The sequence below is a fragment of the Schaalia sp. Marseille-Q2122 genome, assembly GCF_903645355.1.
GTDB lineage: Bacteria > Actinomycetota > Actinomycetes > Actinomycetales > Actinomycetaceae > Pauljensenia.
The window spans coordinates 183,607-201,774 of the sequence record NZ_CAHJXR010000004.1; the positions used below are offsets into that span (position 1 = coordinate 183,607).

At 62.2% G+C, this 18,168-nt stretch carries 17 protein-coding genes; 10 read left to right on the forward strand and 7 right to left on the reverse strand.

The genetic code is table 11. The features are described 5' to 3' along the window. The 4 genes from folB (at nucleotide 1) to HWX48_RS05185 (ending at nucleotide 3,948) form a co-directional block, all read left to right on the forward strand. Nucleotides 1–558: a dihydroneopterin aldolase gene (gene folB / locus HWX48_RS05170; RefSeq protein WP_175955284.1), complete on the forward strand. Its 558-nt coding sequence runs from the start codon at nucleotides 1–3 to the stop codon at nucleotides 556–558. Between the two features lie 65 nt (nucleotides 559–623). Further along, a complete protein-coding gene (gene folK, locus HWX48_RS05175) occupies nucleotides 624–2,612 on the forward strand; it encodes a 2-amino-4-hydroxy-6-hydroxymethyldihydropteridine diphosphokinase (protein ID WP_303048071.1) in 1,989 nt (662 codons plus the stop codon). Beyond that, complete coding sequence (locus HWX48_RS05180; protein ID WP_175955288.1) at nucleotides 2,609–3,118, forward strand: DUF3180 domain-containing protein; 510 nt, start codon at nucleotides 2,609–2,611, stop codon at nucleotides 3,116–3,118. Before folK ends, HWX48_RS05180 begins: the two co-directional genes overlap by 4 nt. Before the next feature lie 38 nt (nucleotides 3,119–3,156). After that, nucleotides 3,157–3,948: a hypothetical protein gene (locus HWX48_RS05185; protein ID WP_175955289.1), complete on the forward strand. Its 792-nt coding sequence runs from the start codon at nucleotides 3,157–3,159 to the stop codon at nucleotides 3,946–3,948. 291 nt (nucleotides 3,949–4,239) lie between these two features. Here HWX48_RS05185 and disA read toward each other — a convergent pair whose 3' ends face one another. The 4 genes from disA to HWX48_RS05205 form a co-directional block, all read right to left on the reverse strand. After that, entirely contained in the window at nucleotides 4,240–5,310 is a 1,071-nt protein-coding gene (disA, locus tag HWX48_RS05190) for a DNA integrity scanning diadenylate cyclase DisA (protein WP_124868385.1), read from the reverse strand. 72 nt (nucleotides 5,311–5,382) lie between these two features. Next, complete coding sequence (radA, locus tag HWX48_RS05195) at nucleotides 5,383–6,762, reverse strand: DNA repair protein RadA (protein ID WP_175955291.1); 1,380 nt, start codon at nucleotides 6,760–6,762, stop codon at nucleotides 5,383–5,385. A gap of 76 nt (nucleotides 6,763–6,838) precedes the next feature. After that, nucleotides 6,839–7,507 (reverse strand): TrkA family potassium uptake protein, encoded by a 669-nt coding sequence (locus tag HWX48_RS05200; protein WP_175955293.1) that lies wholly within the window; start codon nucleotides 7,505–7,507, stop codon nucleotides 6,839–6,841. A 116-nt stretch (nucleotides 7,508–7,623) separates the two neighbouring features. Next, nucleotides 7,624–9,018 (reverse strand): TrkH family potassium uptake protein, encoded by a 1,395-nt coding sequence (locus tag HWX48_RS05205; protein ID WP_254872990.1) that lies wholly within the window; start codon nucleotides 9,016–9,018, stop codon nucleotides 7,624–7,626. 411 nt (nucleotides 9,019–9,429) lie between these two features. On the opposite strand from HWX48_RS05205, the gene HWX48_RS05210 reads away from it, so the two are divergent. From HWX48_RS05210 to HWX48_RS05225, 4 genes are all read left to right on the forward strand, one after another. Next, nucleotides 9,430–9,648: a helix-turn-helix domain-containing protein gene (locus HWX48_RS05210; protein WP_175955297.1), complete on the forward strand. Its 219-nt coding sequence runs from the start codon at nucleotides 9,430–9,432 to the stop codon at nucleotides 9,646–9,648. A 73-nt stretch (nucleotides 9,649–9,721) separates the two neighbouring features. Then, nucleotides 9,722–9,820: an AURKAIP1/COX24 domain-containing protein gene (locus tag HWX48_RS05215; RefSeq protein WP_003792170.1), complete on the forward strand. Its 99-nt coding sequence runs from the start codon at nucleotides 9,722–9,724 to the stop codon at nucleotides 9,818–9,820. Nucleotides 9,821–9,995: 175 nt separating this feature from the next. Then, on the forward strand, nucleotides 9,996–11,360 hold the full coding sequence (locus tag HWX48_RS05220) for a U32 family peptidase (RefSeq protein WP_217701599.1): 1,365 nt from the start codon (nucleotides 9,996–9,998) through the stop codon (nucleotides 11,358–11,360). A gap of 50 nt (nucleotides 11,361–11,410) precedes the next feature. After that, entirely contained in the window at nucleotides 11,411–12,079 is a 669-nt protein-coding gene (locus HWX48_RS05225; RefSeq protein WP_175955299.1) for a histidine phosphatase family protein, read from the forward strand. Between the two features lie 6 nt (nucleotides 12,080–12,085). On the opposite strand, the gene HWX48_RS05230 is transcribed toward HWX48_RS05225, so the two are convergent. The 3 genes from HWX48_RS05230 to HWX48_RS05240 form a co-directional block, all read right to left on the reverse strand. Further along, a complete protein-coding gene (locus tag HWX48_RS05230) occupies nucleotides 12,086–12,679 on the reverse strand; it encodes a hypothetical protein (protein WP_254872972.1) in 594 nt (197 codons plus the stop codon). An 89-nt stretch (nucleotides 12,680–12,768) separates the two neighbouring features. Beyond that, the gene (locus tag HWX48_RS05235; RefSeq protein ID WP_175955301.1) at nucleotides 12,769–13,674 is read right to left on the reverse strand and encodes a 1,4-dihydroxy-2-naphthoate polyprenyltransferase; all 906 of its coding nucleotides are present in this window, start codon (nucleotides 13,672–13,674) and stop codon (nucleotides 12,769–12,771) included. 2 nt (nucleotides 13,675–13,676) lie between these two features. Continuing rightward, nucleotides 13,677–14,987, reverse strand: a complete 1,311-nt coding sequence (locus HWX48_RS05240; RefSeq protein ID WP_175955303.1) for an AMP-binding protein — start codon at nucleotides 14,985–14,987, stop codon at nucleotides 13,677–13,679. Between the two features lie 147 nt (nucleotides 14,988–15,134). Between HWX48_RS05240 and HWX48_RS05245 the strand changes: the two genes are divergently transcribed. Both HWX48_RS05245 and HWX48_RS05250 read left to right on the forward strand, forming a co-directional pair. Then, nucleotides 15,135–16,583 carry a L,D-transpeptidase family protein gene (locus HWX48_RS05245; RefSeq protein WP_175955305.1) on the forward strand — a complete coding sequence of 483 codons (1,449 nt, stop codon included), beginning with the start codon at nucleotides 15,135–15,137 and terminating at the stop codon, nucleotides 16,581–16,583. 94 nt (nucleotides 16,584–16,677) lie between these two features. Beyond that, on the forward strand, nucleotides 16,678–18,123 hold the full coding sequence (locus HWX48_RS05250; protein ID WP_175955307.1) for a L,D-transpeptidase family protein: 1,446 nt from the start codon (nucleotides 16,678–16,680) through the stop codon (nucleotides 18,121–18,123). The last annotated feature ends 45 nt before the right edge of the window (nucleotides 18,124–18,168 follow it).

Genomic DNA, 18,168 nt, shown 5'->3' on the forward strand with positions numbered 1-18,168 from the left:
GTGAGCGCCAAGCTTGACATCATCACCCTCCGAGGGCTGACTGCCGAAGGCATCCATGGAGTGTTTGAATTCGAGCACGCTGCCCCGCAGCCTTTTGTTATCGATATTGCTCTATGGGTCGATACGACGGATGCCATTACCAGTGATGACATTGCTGACACCGTCTCTTACGCGGATGTTGCTAATGATGTCGTTGGCGTCGTTGAAGGCCCTCCCGCTCATCTCATTGAAACCCTCGCTCAGCGCATCTCCGATGTTCTGCTTGCCAACCCCCGCGTTGAAGGCGTTGAGGTGACCGTCCACAAGCCCAAGGCTCCTCTGGAGCAGGAGTTCACGGATGTGGCCATCACCGTGCGCCGCGGGCATACGCCCGGAACGATCTTGCGTATCCGCGATATTACGGTCGTTGACGGGAAGGTTGCGCCCGAGGCGGACGAACCCCTCGTGAGTTTTGGTGGGCCCGACGAGGCTCGCCCTCCCTCCTCGCAGAAACGCCACGTAACGTCACGGCCGCGCAGGCTCCTGTCGCGAATGCCCCTGCCGCGCAGTCCTCGGTAACGCATTTCTCGCAGGAGCACGCTCTCCGTGCTGAGGAAGCGCAGCCGCACAGCTTCGTCCTGGCGCTGGGAGGCAATGTTGGTGACGTGCCCGTCACCCTGGCCGCAGCGGTCTCACACCTCATTGATATTGCGCAGATTCAAATCCATGACGTTTCCCCGTTGCTGCGGACACACGCCGTGCTTGCGCCCGGTCAGGCCGCCCAGGATGACCACTGGAACGCCGTCATTCTGGGGAGCACCACGCTAACCCCCCACGAACTCCTCGCTCACACCGCTGGCATTGAGGCAGCCCTTGGGCGTGAACGTCACGAACACTGGGGGCCGCGTCGGATCGATATCGACATCATTACGATGGGGCACCTCACTGTCAGCGACGCGACGCTGACTATCCCTCACCCTCGCGCGCATCTGAGGGCATTCGTCCTCGCTCCCTGGCTTCTTGTTGATCCCGAGGCGACACTGCCCGGTTTCGGTTCCGTTGATGAATTGCTCAGCCAGACAGCCGATCTGGATGGCATTGTCGATGCCGTTGATGACTGGTTGGAATCCCCTGAAGGGATCCAGGATGAATCCGATGCCCTGGTGGCAGCCGGACGCACAGTCCCCGAAGCTGACAGCTTCCCCGCTGAGCAGTCGAACTCGTCCGAGGCCGCAGGCATGGCAGCGATCCCTGGCATGGCCGATCCCGCTCGGCCGCTGGTCATTCCACCCATTGCTGTTCCCGAGGTTGCAGAGCCCTTAGCGCTGAGCCGCCTGGATCGTCTTGACCCGAGTTCGAAGGCATCCTTGCAGCCTGATCACGGTGCCGACCTGCTGTGGCATAAGGTGTGGAACTCCTGGGCCCAGACGCCTATTGAGCCCGAGGATCTGCCTGAACAGTCGCAGGCTGAGCACCTTGGTGGGAGCGTCATTGCCGACGAGGACGTGCCTCAGGTGAGCGTGCCCGCGCCAGCTGTTTCCCCTGCTGAATCTGCGTCAAGCCCCTCCCGTGCGTCAAGCCTTACTGCTGCGCAGAGTCCGGCTCCCGCAGCTACCCCACCCGAGGCCCCGGCGGAAGCCTCGTCGGTGAGGGATAATCCCCACCGCCTGGACTTCGTTATCTCACCCGACAAGGCACCCGAAGGGGCTCTGGAAGAGGCGCAGCCCCCGGTCATTCCTCCCGCTCGTCGGACCGATACTCCCGCACAGGCGGCCCCTGTTCGCTCTTCTCGTGTCTCTACAGGTCCGGCTATCGCCCAGCCGTTACCTTTCCAACAGGTCCTCGTTGATGATGTCGTACTGGAGGAAAACCCCGGCCACCGACCGATGCAATGGGCGCCGATCCAAAGCTACGATGGTGCCTCTGACAGTGCAGGGGGGTCGCGTTCGTACAGCACGCGGATGGTTCCTCACTCCAACGTGCCTCACTCGCAGCCCGATGCCGATGCAGCTGACGAGGCTCGTGCCCGCGCCGAGCTGGAGCGCATCGAGGCTCAACGCGCTGAGGAAGCGCGACAGCGTCAGGCGCGCGTGGAGGCGGAACGCCGAGAGCAGGAGGCTCTGGAACGCGAGCGCCTCGCCCGGGAGCAACGCGAGCTCGCAGCCCAAGAAGCCGCCCGTATCCGCGAAGAGGCAGCACGTGCCGAGGCTGTGCGTGCTCAAGCAGCGCGCATTGAGGCTGAACGGATCGCGGCCGCAGCGCGCGCCGCAGCTGAACGTGAAGCCGCCCGTACCCCCTTGCCGAAGAGGACCGCGCAGTATGCGCCTTTGCCTGAGGACGGTGCGCGCACTCAGGCCGAGAGCTTCGCGCATGCTGACGCTGAGGGAGTGGAACGCCCCCTGCCACAGTGGGACTTCTCCCGTGCGAAGGTGACGATTGTTGATGACTCGGCAGACAACGCCCACGGAACGGCTGCTCGCGCCTCGGTATTGGCCCCAGACTTGCCTGAGGGAACGTTGACCGGGGCGGTTGCTGAGGCTCCCACGAGCACAGGGATGGTGAGCCGTGTGACGATGCGCCCCACAGCGACCGGGATGATTCCGGTGGTGAAGCGGGATACGCAGCACCCATGAAGCCTCTGACTCTACTGCCGCTTATCGGCTATGGCCTAGTGGGCATGGCGCTTACGGCGGGAGTGAATTTTGTGCTGCTTTCGCTGGGATTTAGCCCCTTTCTGGTCAGCCCTTTAGGGGCACTAGCTTCGGTGGCTTTGGCGGTTGCCTTACTCATTGCCGGTAATGGCGTCCGTCGTCTCCGCGACGGGAAGACGACGCGCATGACACCCCTGTGGGCTTTCCGTATTGCTCTGTTGGCACGCGCTTCTGCTGGGGTGAATGCCGTCCTCGTGGGGTGTTGGCTGGGTTTATGCCTGTCCTACCTGCCGTGGACAGAAGCGCCGGGTGTACGCGGGGCGTTGCTGTGGGCTCTATTTGCTGCCCTGTGTTCCCTGGTGTGGGCTGTTTCTGGCGTGGTGGTTGAGCGCTGGTGCCAGATTGATTCTGATGAGCCTGAGGGCACCCAGGGTGGAAGCGGGGCGCGTTCGTCGACACGTCACACTCCGTTGGCTGGCGGCGTGTAGCCTCTCGGGATTGGCGTGGGCGCGCTAGCGTTCCTCCTATGCCACACTCTTCTCGTCCTTCAGGTTCTTCGCAGGGGGAGCGTCCTCGTCGGGGCGTTGCACCTTCTGGAAGTGGAGCGTCCGCCTCTGCGGGTGGGCGTGGTCGGCCTCGTCAGGCGTCCTTGGCGGGCTCACCGTCGGGGGTTCGTCGGCAGGCGGGTCGTAGGAAGGGGCGTGCGAACCTGTGGCCGCGCCGCATTATTACGGGCACGGGCTTGCTTCTTGTTGTCGGCCTTATCCTCTGGGCGCTGTTCAACGCGGTGGCGTGGGTGTTTTCTGATTCTGACGAGGCCGTGGCGCAAAGCGGTGCGCAGTCCGGTGCCGTTGAGGACAGTGACTCGCCGCGGATGACCGCTGATGGGGTGCTCTACCCCAATGATGCGGTGCGTATCCCGGAGTGTACGCCTGACATGCTGGCACTCAATTCCACCACCGGGAGTATCCATGTCGGTCAGGCCCTCACTGCCTCCGTTGAGGTGTCGACGCAGGCGAACACGGCGTGCTCAACGGATGCGGGAATGTTTGGGCTGATGATTACCAGCGGTGATGAGATCTATTACGATTCACGCCAGTGTGAGGCCGACGGGCTTGGCTCTCCTTTGTTGCTCTCTCCTACAGCCTCTTGGTCAGGAGAATTGAAGTGGGATGGGCGCCGCTATGCGGGCTGTTCACCCATCGACAGTGATGGTGATGGTGCGACGGATCTCGCCCAGCCGGGTACCTATAAGGTGCGCGTCATGTACGGGGACCACAACACCAGCAGCGAGCACATCATCGAAGTCGGGCCGTAATACGTCGCTTGATTCCATATGGGATGGAATCCATCAAGGGCCGGCGGCACGCAGTGCTCGCGGCGCGGATGGGCATATGAGCCGCGCGAAGCACGGGCTCATGGGCACGAGCGCTGCGTGCCGCTGGCCCGTGGCGGATTGGGGCAGGGGTGCTGCGTGCCGCTGGCCCGTGGCGGATTGGGGCAGGGGTGCTGCGTGCTGCCGACCCGTGGCGGATTGGGGCAGGGGTGCTGCGCGCTGCTGGCCTGCGGCAGATTGTGGCGCGAGTAAAGCGAGCGGAAAGGACGCGTTTTACCAGCCGACGATGCCTGAGTCTGCCATCTCCTGCTGGCGCAGTAGGCTGTCGCGAATGAGCTTGGCACGGTAGGGGCCAATCGCTTCAATCTCTTGAAGCTCCTCAACGGTGGCTTCACGCAGGTCAGACAGTGAATTCCAGTGCTGGGCAATATCCTTAATGACCGACCACGGCAGGCGCGGCACGAGGGACAGCGCGCGGTAGCCTCGCGGTTGGACGAGGCGGTCAAGGTCAGCCACGTCAAAGACCCCCAAGGAGAGCACATTCGCCACAGCCATGAGGTCAACAAGCTTCTCGCCGGAAAGCTCAGATAGAAGCGTTTCAGCGGTGGGAATGGAATCCTGGTCGCGAATGTAGTCGCGCATAATAAGGGCGCGTTGGGAGGCCGAGCCGTGCAGAAGGTCATCCATCTGCAGGGCGAGCAGACGGCCCTCAGAGCCCAGCTCGTCAAGGAATCCGTTGATCTCAGTGGTGATGCGGCGAATCATCTCCATGCGCTGCATGACGGTTGCCACGTCACGGATGGTCGCAGAGTCGCGCATTTCGAGGACAGTGAGCGATTGCAAGACTTCGTCAAGGCGCTGGCTGTAGCGGTCCAGGGTATCGACGGCCAGGTTTGCGCGAGACAGCAGCGCTTCAGGCTCTTCCACCGTCTGATGGAGCTCCCCAACGTAGATGGAGATCATGCGCATGGAGGCCGAAAGGGACAGTACGGGCAGACGGGTCTGACGGGCAACGCGCTGGGCCGTGCGATGGCGCATACCGGATTCGGTGGTGGGGATGGACGGGTCCGGCAGGAGCTGGACGTTGGCCAGGCGGATCCGCCAATGTTCAGGGTCGATGACGACGGCGCCGTCCATCTTGCACAGTTCGCGCAGCCGAGAGGCGGTGAAAGGGACGTCAAGTTCGAAGCCGCCCGAGCACAGGCTGGTGACTTCTTCGTTGTAGCCCAAGACTATGAGCGCGCCGGTGTGTGAACGCTGAATTCGGCCAAGGCCCTCACGCAGGGCAGTGCCGGGGGCAACTGCTTGAAGGGCTCGCCTCATGCGGGAAGCATCTGAGCTCATCGGCGTTCCTTAATCAATCGACGTGTTCGCTGGCTGCTGGGATGGCAGCCTCATCAGCGCTCAATAAGAATTCTACGGCAGGGCTACCCGGACAGCGGTTGCGAGATCCGACACGGGCAACACCATCAGGCCATCGACAGCTTGCAGATCCTCCGACCCCTGAGCGGGCACGATTGCCTTCGTAAACCCCAGTCGCGCGGCTTCCTGGAGGCGGCGCTGAACGCTCAGGCAGGAGCGGATTTCACCGGTCAACCCGACCTCCCCGATGACGACCAGGCCAGCGGCGGTAGCCTGATTGCGCGCAGCAGAGACAACCGCGATGGCGGTGGCTAGGTCAACGGCTGATTCACTGGTACGTGCCCCACCCACCGTTGACACATACACGTCCAGGGTTGAAGTGTCAGCCCCCAGGCGTGCCTGGAGGACGGCCAGAACCATCGCCACACGCGAATGATCCACGCCTGAAGTCGTGCGCCTAGGAGACCCCGACGAGGTCGCCGCGACGAGGGCTTGGACCTCGGTGGGCATCGGTCGACGCCCCTCCATCGAGACGGTCACGCATGAGCCCGGCACGGAGGACAAGGATTGAGAGAGGAACAAGCCCGAAGGATCAGGCAAGCCGCGAATCCCCGTATCGGTTAGCTCAAAACAGCCGACCTCGTCGGTTGGTCCGTAGCGATTTTTCACAGCGCGCAGCAGACGCAAGCGCCCGTGGCGCTCGCCCTCAAATTGGCAGACGACGTCCACCAGGTGCTCAAGGACGCGGGGCCCGGCAATGCCACCATCCTTTGTCACATGGCCAACCAGCAGCACAGGAAGGTTGCGTTCTTTTGCGACGCGGATAAGCCCCGCAGCGACGGCGCGCACCTGCGCCACGCCGCCGGCGCCGCCCTCGACCTGCGTGGATTGGATGGTCTGCACAGAGTCGACGATGAGCAGGGAGGGTGAGGTCGCCTCCACGTGCCCGAGAAGTACGGCGAGGTCGTTGTCGTCGGCAAGGAGCAGGTGATCGTCGATCGCACCAATACGCTCGGCGCGGGCCTTGACCTGAGCGGAGGATTCCTCGCCCGTCACGTAGAGCACCGGCCCTGCTGCCGAGCCGTCACTGCTGCGCGCCTGGCGGGCAGCCCTCGCGGCCACATCAAGTAAGAGCGTAGATTTACCGACCCCGGGCTCACCGGCCATCAGCACCACTGCGCCGGGCACAATGCCCCCACCGAGCACGCGATCAAGTTCGCTCACCCCCGTGGCACGGCGCCGAGCCTGCTCCCCATCAACCTGGCCGATGGGGAGGGCAGGGGAGCGAGGCGCAGCGGCCGCAACACAACCGGGAGCGGCGGCGCCAGCCTCGTCAATCGTCCCCCAGGCCTGACACTCCCGACACTGCCCGACCCACTTCGGGGAGGACCACCCGCACTCACTACAGCGGTAGGTCACCTTCTCTTTAGCCATGCCACCACGCTACACACTCCACCCCGAATCTGAATGAACGCCCTTCTGTGAGGAGCGCACACCGCGCAGGCGAAGATCAAGGACGGGCCGCGAAATGCTCCAGCAGGCTTGTATCACCCGAGACAATAATGACGTCCTCAGGGTTAATACGCGTCTGCGCGCTCGCATACTCGAAAGGCTTATCAGGCGAGATCACACCCAACACATTCACCCCGTAGCGGCCGCGCAGATCCAACTCGCCAATGGTGAAACCCTGAATCTCCTTGGGTGGGTGCAGCTTCATCACAGCAAAGCCGTAGCGGTCCATCTTCAGGTAGTCGATCATGCGGCCCGACACCAGGTGCGCGGCGCGGATACCGGCGTCAAACTCAGGGTAGACAACGTGGTGGGCACCAATACGCTTGAGGATGCGGCCGTGCTCGCGCGAGGTGGCCTTGGCCCAAATATTAGGCACTTCCAGCTCCACGAGGTTAGCGGTGATGAGCACCGAAGCCTCCAGAGAGGAACCCACCCCCACAACAGCGGAAGAAAACTCGCGAGCCCCCAACTGCTCAAGGGCCTCATTCGTTGTGGCGTCAGCCTCCACCAGGGGGAAACGCCCGGTGAATTGCTGAACGCGACGCGGATTCTTCTCCACAGCCAAAATCTCGTGACCGAGGGACTCCATTGTGGTGGCCACGGCCGACCCGAAGCGCCCCAGACCAATAACCAGGGTGCCGGAGGTGCGCTGCTTATCATCTGCCATAGCTCGTATTCTCTCACCTTTGCGAGCATTTTCGAGGCGAGGCGCTCGCGTGGAGCCCGCTCATGAACCTAACTTGGGTGACAGAGACGGCGTCATGGAGGGTGAAGGCCAGGACTTTAACCGATAATCGGGCGTTCCTCAGGCATGCGAATGACGCGGCGACGCTCACGCAACGCTAGGGCGGCAGCCAGGGTCATCGTGCCGGTACGGCCAGCAAACATGAGGGCCACCAGCACATACTTCGCCAGCGGCGGCAGGGTGGGCGTAATGCCTGTAGACAGGCCGACCGTGGCAAAAGCAGAGATCGTCTCAAAAAGGATGACGTCGAGGGAATACTGCGTCAAGGTCAGCAAGAACACCACCGACACGGCCACCATCGCTGAACCAATGAGGGCCACGGACACAGCCACCCGCACCACGGGAATGGGGATGCGTCGCCCGAAGGACTCAATATCGCGGTCGCCTCGTGCTTCGGCGATCACCGCAAGGACGAGGACGGCGAAGGTCGTGACCTTAATGCCGCCGGCGGTGGATGCCGGGCCGCCGCCGATCATCATGAGCACGTCTTGGACGAAGTGGGTTTGAGGGCGCATGACCCCCACATCCAGGGCAGACAAGCCCGAGGAGCGCGCATTCACCCCCGCCAGGAGGACGTTGAGCATCTTGGAGGAGGTGTCGAGCTCGCCCAAGGTCTCGGGGTTGGTCCACTCGGTCAGGGCCATCATGACAGCACCAATTGCCGCCAAGATGAGGTAGGTGGACAGGGTGAGCTTCGTGTGCAGCGTCCACTTCGAGGGCGTGCGCCAGCGGGCGGCGAGGTCGGAGACAACGGGGAAACCAATGGCGCCAACGAAAGTGCCGACAATGATCGGGGTGATCATCCACCAGTCAGACTGGTGCGGAGCGAGGCCACCGACGATGACGACAAAACCCGCATTGTTGAACACGGAGATCGCCATGAAAAGCCCGTGCCAGGCGGCGGGAAGGACGGATTCACCCAGGGCGAGGAATCGAGGGAAGAACGCCAGAAAGAGCACGCCCTGAGCGATGACGGAGGTGGCAATGACTGCGCGGATCAGGGTGGTGATGCGCCCCATCTGCTCGGTCTTTGTTTCCGCCGCAGCTAAGAGACGCTGAGTGAGGCCAAGATGGTGAGAAACCGCGAAACCCAGAATCGAGGCGAGGGTCATGACCCCCAGTCCACCAATGAAGATCCCCAAGGCGATAACGGCCTGCCCGAAGGGGGACCAGTAGGTGGCGGTATCAACGGTGGTCAGGCCGGTGACGCACACGGCTGACACCGCTGTGAAAAGGATGTCAACAAAGGGGGCGGGGCGGTCAGACACCGTTGAGATCGGCAGTGCCAAGAGGGCTGTGATGACGGCAATGATGGAGGAGAACACCACCAGGGCCAGTCGGGCTGGGGCGATGCGGGCCTGGTCTTCGACCCATTCGCGGAGCTTGCGCAGGCGCCTCTTTTTGAGGATGGAGTGTTCGCGCGCCTCCTCCATCCGGAGGACAGGAACGGGCATGGGGGCTTCAAGCAGGGTTTCGGGGTCGAAGTGGGGTGTGTGTGACGAGGGCGTTGGGCGCGTGGGGCGTCGCCGGAAGAAGGTTCTCCCCGACCGGGGTGCTTCAGGACGACGTTCCATGAGTGTGTGGGCTTTCTCGTGGGTGAGAGGGGTCTAAGACCTCGTGGAGGTGGGCGCGTTGGGTTGAGAGTGGCGCGTATTGGCGCCGATTGGGCACATTTTGTCTCCATCGTAGGGGCAAAAGTGGGGTGTGGGAACTCGCGCGGCGGGGAAAGGAAAAATTGCTCGTCTATTTTGTAGCTCAGTGCGACGATAAGTCTGTAATATATGTTCAGAGGCGCCACAAGTGCGGATAAAGGTCCGCTGCCTGTACCCCTGGGAGACCTGGTAATGACTCAGCATTCCGCCCCCCGTTTTATGACGGTGACAGAGGTGGCGGAGCTTATGCGCGTCTCGAAAATGACCGTTTATCGGCTGATTCACGGTGGGGAGATCCCCGCTATTCGTGTTGGTAAGAGCTTCCGTGTTCCTGAAGTTGCTGTGCGCCAACTCATTGACGCCCAAATGTCACAGTGGGCCGATGATCGACTTACCGGAATTGGCGGGTAGTATTACTTCTGTTGTGCTCTTGGCACCCCTAAGAGCGCGGTAACAGCAACGACTCTAAAGAGGGAGGAACCCGATGGGCTCCGTCATCAAGAAGCGCCGCAAGCGCATGGCAAAGAAGAAGCACCGCAAGCTGCTGCGCAAGACGCGCCACCAGCGTCGCAACAAGAAGTGACGTGTTGAGGGGACTTGGCTCTGGCCAGGTCCCCTCTATCGTTCCCCCGCATCCCTTCTCGGCCGCCCTGCCCTGACGGATTTCGCGCGCCGCCCTCGTGAATCGCACGCCACGCAGGGCGCATCTGCGCCTTTGGCCCTGATAGATAGCCAAGCAGGTCACCTATTCTGTGGGGGTGTCTTTGGAGTTTCCCCCTATTACCCGGCGTCTCAAGCCTGAGGTCCTTGCCCCGGCTGGCAACCTTGCCACCGTCAAAACCGCTATCGACTTTGGTGCTGACGCCGTCTACTGCGGGGGCAAGGCCTTTGGGATGCGCAGTGCTCCCCAGAACCTGTCCCTGGAGGATTTTGAGGAGGCCGTCGCCTACGCCCACGCCCGCGATGCACGCATCTTCGTCACCTGCAATATCTTGCCCACCAATGATGAAATCGACGCGATGAACTCCTACATGGGGCAGCTGGGGGAGATCGGCGTTGACGCCCTCATTGTCTCCGATATTGGCGTCCTCATGGCGGCGCGCAGAGTAGCCCCTCATGTTGAGGTGCACGTCTCCACCCAGGCAGGTATTACGAACTACCAGGCGGCGAACGCTTTTGCTGCACTCGGCGCCAGCCGTGTCGTCCTCGCCCGAGAACTTGATATAGAGGCAATCCGCGGTATCCGCGCCCATGTGCCCGACGACCTAGAAATCGAGGCCTTCGTCCACGGCTCCATGTGCATGGCCTTCTCTGGCCGTTGCCTCATCTCCCAGCACCTGACAGGCCGCGACGCCAACCATGGGGATTGCGCGCAGTCCTGCCGGTGGAAGTACCACGTCGTGGAGGAAAAACGCCCCGGCCAATTCATTCCCGTGGAAGTCACCGACGGGGGGACCTTCCTGTTCAACTCCCACGACATGAACGTCCTCGCCCACGTCGATGAGATCCTTGATGCGGGGGTCACCAGCCTCAAGATTGAGGGCCGCGCCAAGAGCGCCTACTACGTGGCGGCCATGGCGAACGCCTACAAGACTGCGGTCAATGAGTTCATGATCCAGCGGGGTTTCGAGGACGAGGCCGGGCGCCCTCTACGCCCCTTCACGTCGGCTGCACAGCCCTCCTCCGCGCAAGGAGGGTCGGCCGTCACCCTTCCCGAATGGCTCCTAGCCGAGCCCGACAAAGTCACCCACCGAGAGTACTCCACCGGCTTCTACTACCCCGAACAGCCCGCCGGAGAGAACATCATGGTCGGCGGCTACATCAACGAGTGGCGCTGGGTGGGGGACGTCTTAGGTTACGACGAGGCCAACGCCCGCCTGCATATCTACGCCAAAAACAAGATCAGCCCCGGCATGGACATTGAATTCCTTTTCCCCGGGCATGCGCCCATCGTCTTACGTGTGCCCGATCAGGGCCTGCTGGACGAGGCCGGTGAGCCGGTCGCGGAGATCAACCACCCGGCGCATGAGTTCTCACTGCCCTGCGACCAGGCTATTCCCAGGGGTGCGATGATCCGCGCTCGCCTACGAGCCCGCACGCTCCCTGTTTCGGCAGCCTCCTGAAGCGGGGGTATCCCTTCACCCTTTGAGAGCCGCTGTGGGAGACTAGAGGCATGGTTGCTACGGTTATTCACGTCATGCGTCACGGTGAGGTCGACAATCCCGAGGGCCTGCTCTACGGGCGCCTTCCAGGTTTTGGCCTGACCGAACGCGGCCACGCCATGGCCCAATGCGTTGCCGACTCCTTCGCCCAGCGCGGCGCTGACCTCGTGGCTGTCATTGCCTCCCCTCTCAAGCGCGCCCAGCAGACAGCGGCACCCACCGCCCGCGCTTTTGGGCTGGCGGTGGAATCCGATTCACGCCTCATTGAGGCCGCGAGCTTCCTAGAGGGCATGCCGGTCAACGCTAATCGCAAGGCCCTGGCTCATCCGAAGTACTGGAAGTACTACCGTGCGCCCCTGCGCCCCTCCTGGGGAGAGCCCTACACCGAGGTTGCCTCGCGGATGAGTGCCGCACTCTCCCGTGCCCTGCAGGTTGCCAAGGGGCATGAGGCTTTGCTGGTCTCTCACCAGATGCCCATCGTCACCCTCTCGCGTTTTGCTCGGGGACTGAGCCTGCCGCATAACCCCCTGTCTCGGCAGTGTTCTCTGGCGTCAGTGACCTCGTTTATCTTCGACGGTAATACCCTGGTGGGGATCTCTTACGATGAACCGGCGGGACACCTGCTGGAGGGCGCGCTGGATATGACGCCGGGCAATTCTGCCGCTGGCCTCAAGCGCTAGGGGCAGTCAGCGGGCGTCCTCATCGGGATTGTCCTCCTTGGGGGCGTCCGCCTCCTCCGTGCCCCTGTTGGCGACATCGTCAGCGCTGACCTCGCTGCCGCCCTTGATGCCCGCAGTGCTCTCTGGGCCCGCAGTGTTTTCCTGGCTGACGGCGTCCTGGCGCGTCGAGGCAGCCGCGCGTTCCTCCTCGCGCTCGCGAGCGAGGCGTTCCTTTTTCGCTTTCTCTTCAGCTGCGCGTTCCTCGGCGCGCTTGCGGGCAAGGTCGCGCTCCAAACGGAAGAGAAACTCCGGATCGTCATCGGGGGCAACAGGTGCGGGCGCGGGTGGGGCAGTGGGAGCAACGCGGTCCCTCACAGTGCTCAAGAGGCCATCATCGTCAAGGGTTTCACCGCGTTGGCGTGCTTCGGCACGGGCCACGGCCCTCAAAATCACCCAGGCAATAGAGCCAATAGAGAATGAGGGAATCGTCAAGAGAATGAGCAGCAGCCACAGGGCTTTAGGAATACGGCCCGGACAGCGCTCCTCCGGGGTCCGCCACCAGTCGGCAAGGGCGTAGACCGTGACACCGATCCACAGCAGGGCAATGACTACTCGCAACATCCTTCGAGCATAGTCAGTTTGCCGCTTCTTCGGCACACCAGGAGGTGATCCTCACGCGGGGCGCACCCCCAGCAGCACTCTCAGAGCGCTCAGACAAGCACCCACAGGAGCGCCACCGCCGCAACAATCCCCCACAGCAGGGTGTGCAGCCCCGTATTGCGCAGCAAAGCCAGGAAATGGCCGCGTTCTTGCGCCCGGAAGATCCCACGAACGAGGGAAACCGAAGAAAGGGCGGTTACACCAGCAAGCGCAGCCCAAACGCCAGAAGGGGGGATGAGAGCAAAGACGAGGAGAAGGAAATCAGCAAGGATGCACGCAACGTACACCCAGCGGGAGGCGCGATCTCCCAGCCGCACAGCCAAGGTGGTCTTCCCGCACTCACGGTCGGTGGGAATATCACGAATGTTATTGACCATCAGCAGGGCCACCGACAGCAGACCCATGCCGCAGGCCAGCAGCCACACCCACGCGGGCAAGGCGGCCTCGTCAGAGGGCATCACCTGCGTGTAGGTCGTGCCAGCGGTCGCCATCAGGCCAAAAAAGACAAAGACCATCAGTTCAGACAGACCAACGCCCATATAGCCATAGGGAGTACGTCCCCCCGTATAGAACCAGGCAGCGATAACGGCGCCAACCCCCGCCAGGATCAACCACCAGGTGCCCGACAGGGCAACGAGCGCCAGACCAGCAACACCGGCCAGAGCAAAACAGGCCAGAGCGGCAGCGAGGACCACGCGGGGGCTGACCGCCCCTGAGGCCGTCAGGCGCGGAGGACCAACCCGGTGATCGTCAGTACCGCGAATCCCGTCGGAATAGTCATTGGAGAAATTCACCCCCACCTGCAAGAGCAAGGCAACAAGCAGGGCGAGGGCGGCGCGCACAGGCTCCCAGGCGCCGAGGTTGACCGCAGCAGCCGTACCCACAATCACGGGAGCCAGGGCCGCAGGAAGAGTGCGAAGACGAGCGCCCTCCAACCACAGAGCAGCTGTTGCCATTCTTATTTCCTCCACGCTAATTCGCGGTCAATTGACTCCTTGAGGATACGCGCTGCCTCGCACCGATCCACCTTCCCACTCCCGCTCACAGGCAGGGCATCGGTCACGGCAATAATACGGGGCGCGTGCTTAGGGTCAATCCGCAGTGCGCAGGCGGCGCGCAAGGCCTCCGCCCAGGCCCTATCTGTGGGCACGCTATCGGCTGGTGCGCTGTCGGCGGGTACGACGAGGGCGGCTACCGTCTGCCCCCAGCGCTCATCCTCCACGCCTCCCACCCAGGCGTCCTTAACCCCAGGCAGGTGCAGCAAAGCCTCCTCCACCTCGCGCGGAGAGATCGACAAACCTCCCGAGACAATGACGTCATCAGCGCGGCCAGCGACGTGCACGCGACCGTCCTCATCAATCGTGCCGGTATCGCCGGTCAGGAGCCAGCGCTCCCCCTCAATGTCGACGAAGGGGCAATCCCCATCAAGGTAGCGGGTCATGAGCATGGGCCCATGAATCGCCAGGCGTGGTAGCCCCTCCACGTCCACGAGGCGCACCCTGACGCCTTCTAGTGGCATACCGTCGTACACGCAGCCGCCACTGGTTTCCGTCATCCCGTAGGTCGTGTGGACGTGGATCCCGCGCTCGCGGGCCTCGTCGAGAAGCGCTGTTGAGATCCCCTGACCGCCCACAAGCACAGCAGAGAGCGTGGCGAGGGCGGCGGCGACGTCCTCGTCAGCCAGGCAGGCGCGTAACTGTGCGGGCACGAGAGACAAGTATGCGGGCACGCCCTCGCGGGAGGTTGCCCCGCGAATGGCGGGCAGGAGGGATGCGGGCATAAAACCGCCGGAAGTATCGACGATACGCGGCGGGAAATCATGGGCCGTGGAGCGCAGGAGAACCTGGGCGCCCGCAATGTGGTGGGTGGGGAGGGCGAGGATCCACGTCCCTGGCCCGTCGAGGGCGGCGTGGGTAGCGGCAGCGGAAGCGAGGAGGGCCTCGGTAGAGATGCCCACCAGGTGAGGTGTCCCCGTGGAGGAGCCCGAGGTTTCCAGGACGAGGTCAACGCCGTCAAAGAAATGGGGATCGGCGGCGATCGCGTCGGCGAGTTCAGGGAAGGCGAGGGCTGGCTCCATGGCGGCGCCGCGAAGGGTTGAGGGGGGAACGCGCTCGGGGGCGCGAACAACCACTACCGTGTGTGGGGCGGGATGATCGGGGTCAGCTTGCCGTTCTTCGTAGAGTTCAACGAGCTTATGGATCCCCGCGTGGGCCAGGGCGACGGCGCCGATGGCGGTGCCACCGGGAACAAGGAGAACGCGGGTGGACATGAGTCGAACCTTTCTGCGGTGCGAACAGGAGACGCCGAAGTAGAGCATAGCTTGCGCCTTGAGGGGAAGAGGAAGCTGGGAGGGCGTGAGCGGAGTTACTGGAACAGGGGCAGAAAAAGGGGGCACCGTGTTTTAGGATCGGGGGTGATGAAACTCAATCTGTCTGCGCTTTCAACGCGCGCGAAGTGGCTTATTGCCGTACTCCTTGCTGTGCTCGTCACCTCCGTTGGTGCGGCAACGGCAGCGCATATGTATTACCGGACCCACGTGGTGCCCGGTATTACAGTGTTGGGAGAGAACGTCTCCGGTCTGGACCGTCAGGCCCTCACTGCTCGCCTGGCGGCGCGTGTTGATGCGGCGAAGGCTTCCCTTGAGGTTGATGGCGTGACACGGACCGTGTCGACAGCGGATCTTGGGGTGACCGTTGACGTCGATAAGACGGTCGACGATATCTTTGCCCTGACCGCCAGCGTTGGTGGGCAGATGAGGGCGGCTTTTAGCGGTGCGGACCTGCGCCCCGACTATTCCATTGACGACGCGGTGCTGTCCGAGTTTGCCCACCGCCTAGTTGAGGACGCCACTGGCCGTGTGGAGAACGCGAAGGTCGCCTTCAACGCGGACTCAGCGCAGTTCATTGCTTCGCCCGCGCGTGAAGGCAAGAAGGTCAATATTGATCAGGTGAGGGAGGCTGCCACCACCCTGGCAACGACCCTGGCTCCGATGAGTGCCAGCGTCACTGTCGACCACGAGCAGCCCGCTGTGACCACGCAGATGGCCGAGGAGTCCGCCGCCGCTGCGAACCGCCTGATTGGCACGGCCGTGTCGGTCACTGATGGTATTACCGTTTACGAGGCCAGTGTCGCGGATAAGGCAGGATGGGTGTCCCTGAGTGTGGAGGCCACCGGCCTTAAGGGACCCGAGGTGAATGAGGCGAAGGTCGTTGAGTGGGTGAAGAAGACCGCTGAAGCGACGAATGAAGAGCCTGTCAAGGGCGTGAAGAACGTCAATTCTCGCGGGGATGAGGTCTCCATTCACTCGGCGGGCAAGCCCGGGTGGAGGGTGAAGAATGCTGATGAGGTGGCCAAGGAAGTGACCGCTGCCTTCCGTTCTGGCACACCGTATGCGGGTGACTTTGACTATGACGAGGCTCAGCCTGAGTTTGATACCCGACTGATTGCTGACGGAGCGGGTTCACTGGTGTACCACGCGGCTCCGGGTGAAAAATGGATCGACATTAACCTCTCGACGAATACGGTGAGTGCTTACGAGGGGGCGACGATTGTTCAGGGGCCGGTCTACATGGTGCCGGGCGCCCCGGAGACGCCGACTATTACCGGCACCTTCAAGGTGTGGCACCAGAATCCTTTGCAGACTATGCGGGGTTTTAACGCAGACGGTACTCGGTATGAAACGCCGAATGTTCCCTGGGCGACCTACTTCCATGGTGATTTTGCTTTGCATGGTGCTCCGTGGCGTTCCTCCTTTGGATGGAACGGTCCGGGTGGTTCCCATGGGTGTGTGAATATGCCGGTGGATTCAGCGCGGTGGATTTATGAGTGGGCTGATATTGGGACCACGGTGGTGAGCCATTACTGACCCTGAGTGTCAGCTGAAAACGTGTGCAATAGCATTGCTTGAATGCTGGTTGGCTCTTCGGAATCTGAGGGCTAACCCACTATGATCGGTTCTCATGACAGACCATCCTTCACGTCGGCGTTTGTGGATTGCTAGTGGCGTGCTCGCAAGCCTGGTTCTGATTGGCGGAGCAACGGGAAGCTATGCTTATGCGGCTCATTACGACACCCGTGCCCTGCCTGGCGTGAGTGTTGCCGGTCAGCCGGTCACCGGTATGGATGTGGCGAGCATTGGTGCGATGCTTGAGCAGCGCGCCAAGGACGTCAAGGTGGAGGTCACTGTCGAGGGGGAGGCCGTTTCTGCGAGCCTTGCCGATCTGGGCGTTGCGGTTGATGCGACGGCAACTGTTGACCAGGCGATGGCAGGCAACGCTTCCTTCACTTCGAAGCTGGGGGCACTGTTCTCCTCTCGAGATGTTGCACCTGTGGTGAGTGTGGATCGCGAGAAGCTGCAGTCCTTCGCTGATAGCCTTGCGCGTAAAGCCGGTCCGGTTGTGGTGAATGCAAGCGTTTCTTTGGATCCGGAGACGAATACCTTCCATGCGACCGAGGCTGTCTCGGGTACGGGCCTTGATGTGGATGCGCTGAGTCAGGTTGCTGAGCAGGCTGCTGGCACGTTGAGCAGTGCGTCGACGACGGCTGTTGTCCAAGAGGTCAAGCCTGAGATCAGCACTGAGGAAGCTCAAGAGATGGTGGCGGCCGCTCAGGCCCTGGCGGGTCTTGAGGTCTCTATTACTGACGGTATTGATGACTTCGCTGCCGATGCCGCAACCCGCGCTTCCTGGGTGAAGGTGCCTGTGTCATCCGATGGTAAGAGCCTGGAAAAGCCTGTCGTGGATGAGGCGAAGCTGCGTTCCTGGGTGGAAAAGACTGCGGAAGAAACCAATGTGGCTCCTAAGCCGGGCATCAATAACGTTGATGCCAATGGGAAGGTATTGGTGGAGGCACGTAAGGGTGTGAAAGGCTTTAAGGTCAATAACGCCGATGCGGTCACCAAGGATGCCTTCAAGTCCCTGAGTGAGGGGAAGAGCTTCGCGGGTGACTTTGATTATGACGAGGTTGAAGCCCCCTACGAGAGCCGTCAGGCTTTGCCGGGCGCTGAGAATGCCCTTTACCCTGCGGCTGAGGGGGAGAAGTGGCTCGAGATCAACCTGGGGAATAATTCGGTGTCGGCCTATGTTGGTCTGTCCCGCGTTCATGGCCCCGTGCCGATCGTTCCGGGTTCTCCGGGGCATGAGACGGTGACCGGCTTGTTCCACATCTACCTCAAGTACGACAAGCAGGACATGGGATGTACGCCTGAGTGGCCGTATTGTGCGAAGGATGTGCCGTGGGTGTCCTACTTCCATGGCTCGTATGCCTTCCATGGTGCGCCGTGGCAGGATTCCTTTGGGTGGAGCGGCCCGGGTGGTTCCCATGGCTGTATTAATATGCCCGTTCACGAGGCGAAATGGGTGCATCAGTGGTCGGAGATGGGTACTCCTGTGGTGAGCCATTACTAAGAGCGTGATGAGGTGTTGGGGGATATTCCTGCGAAGGGATATCCC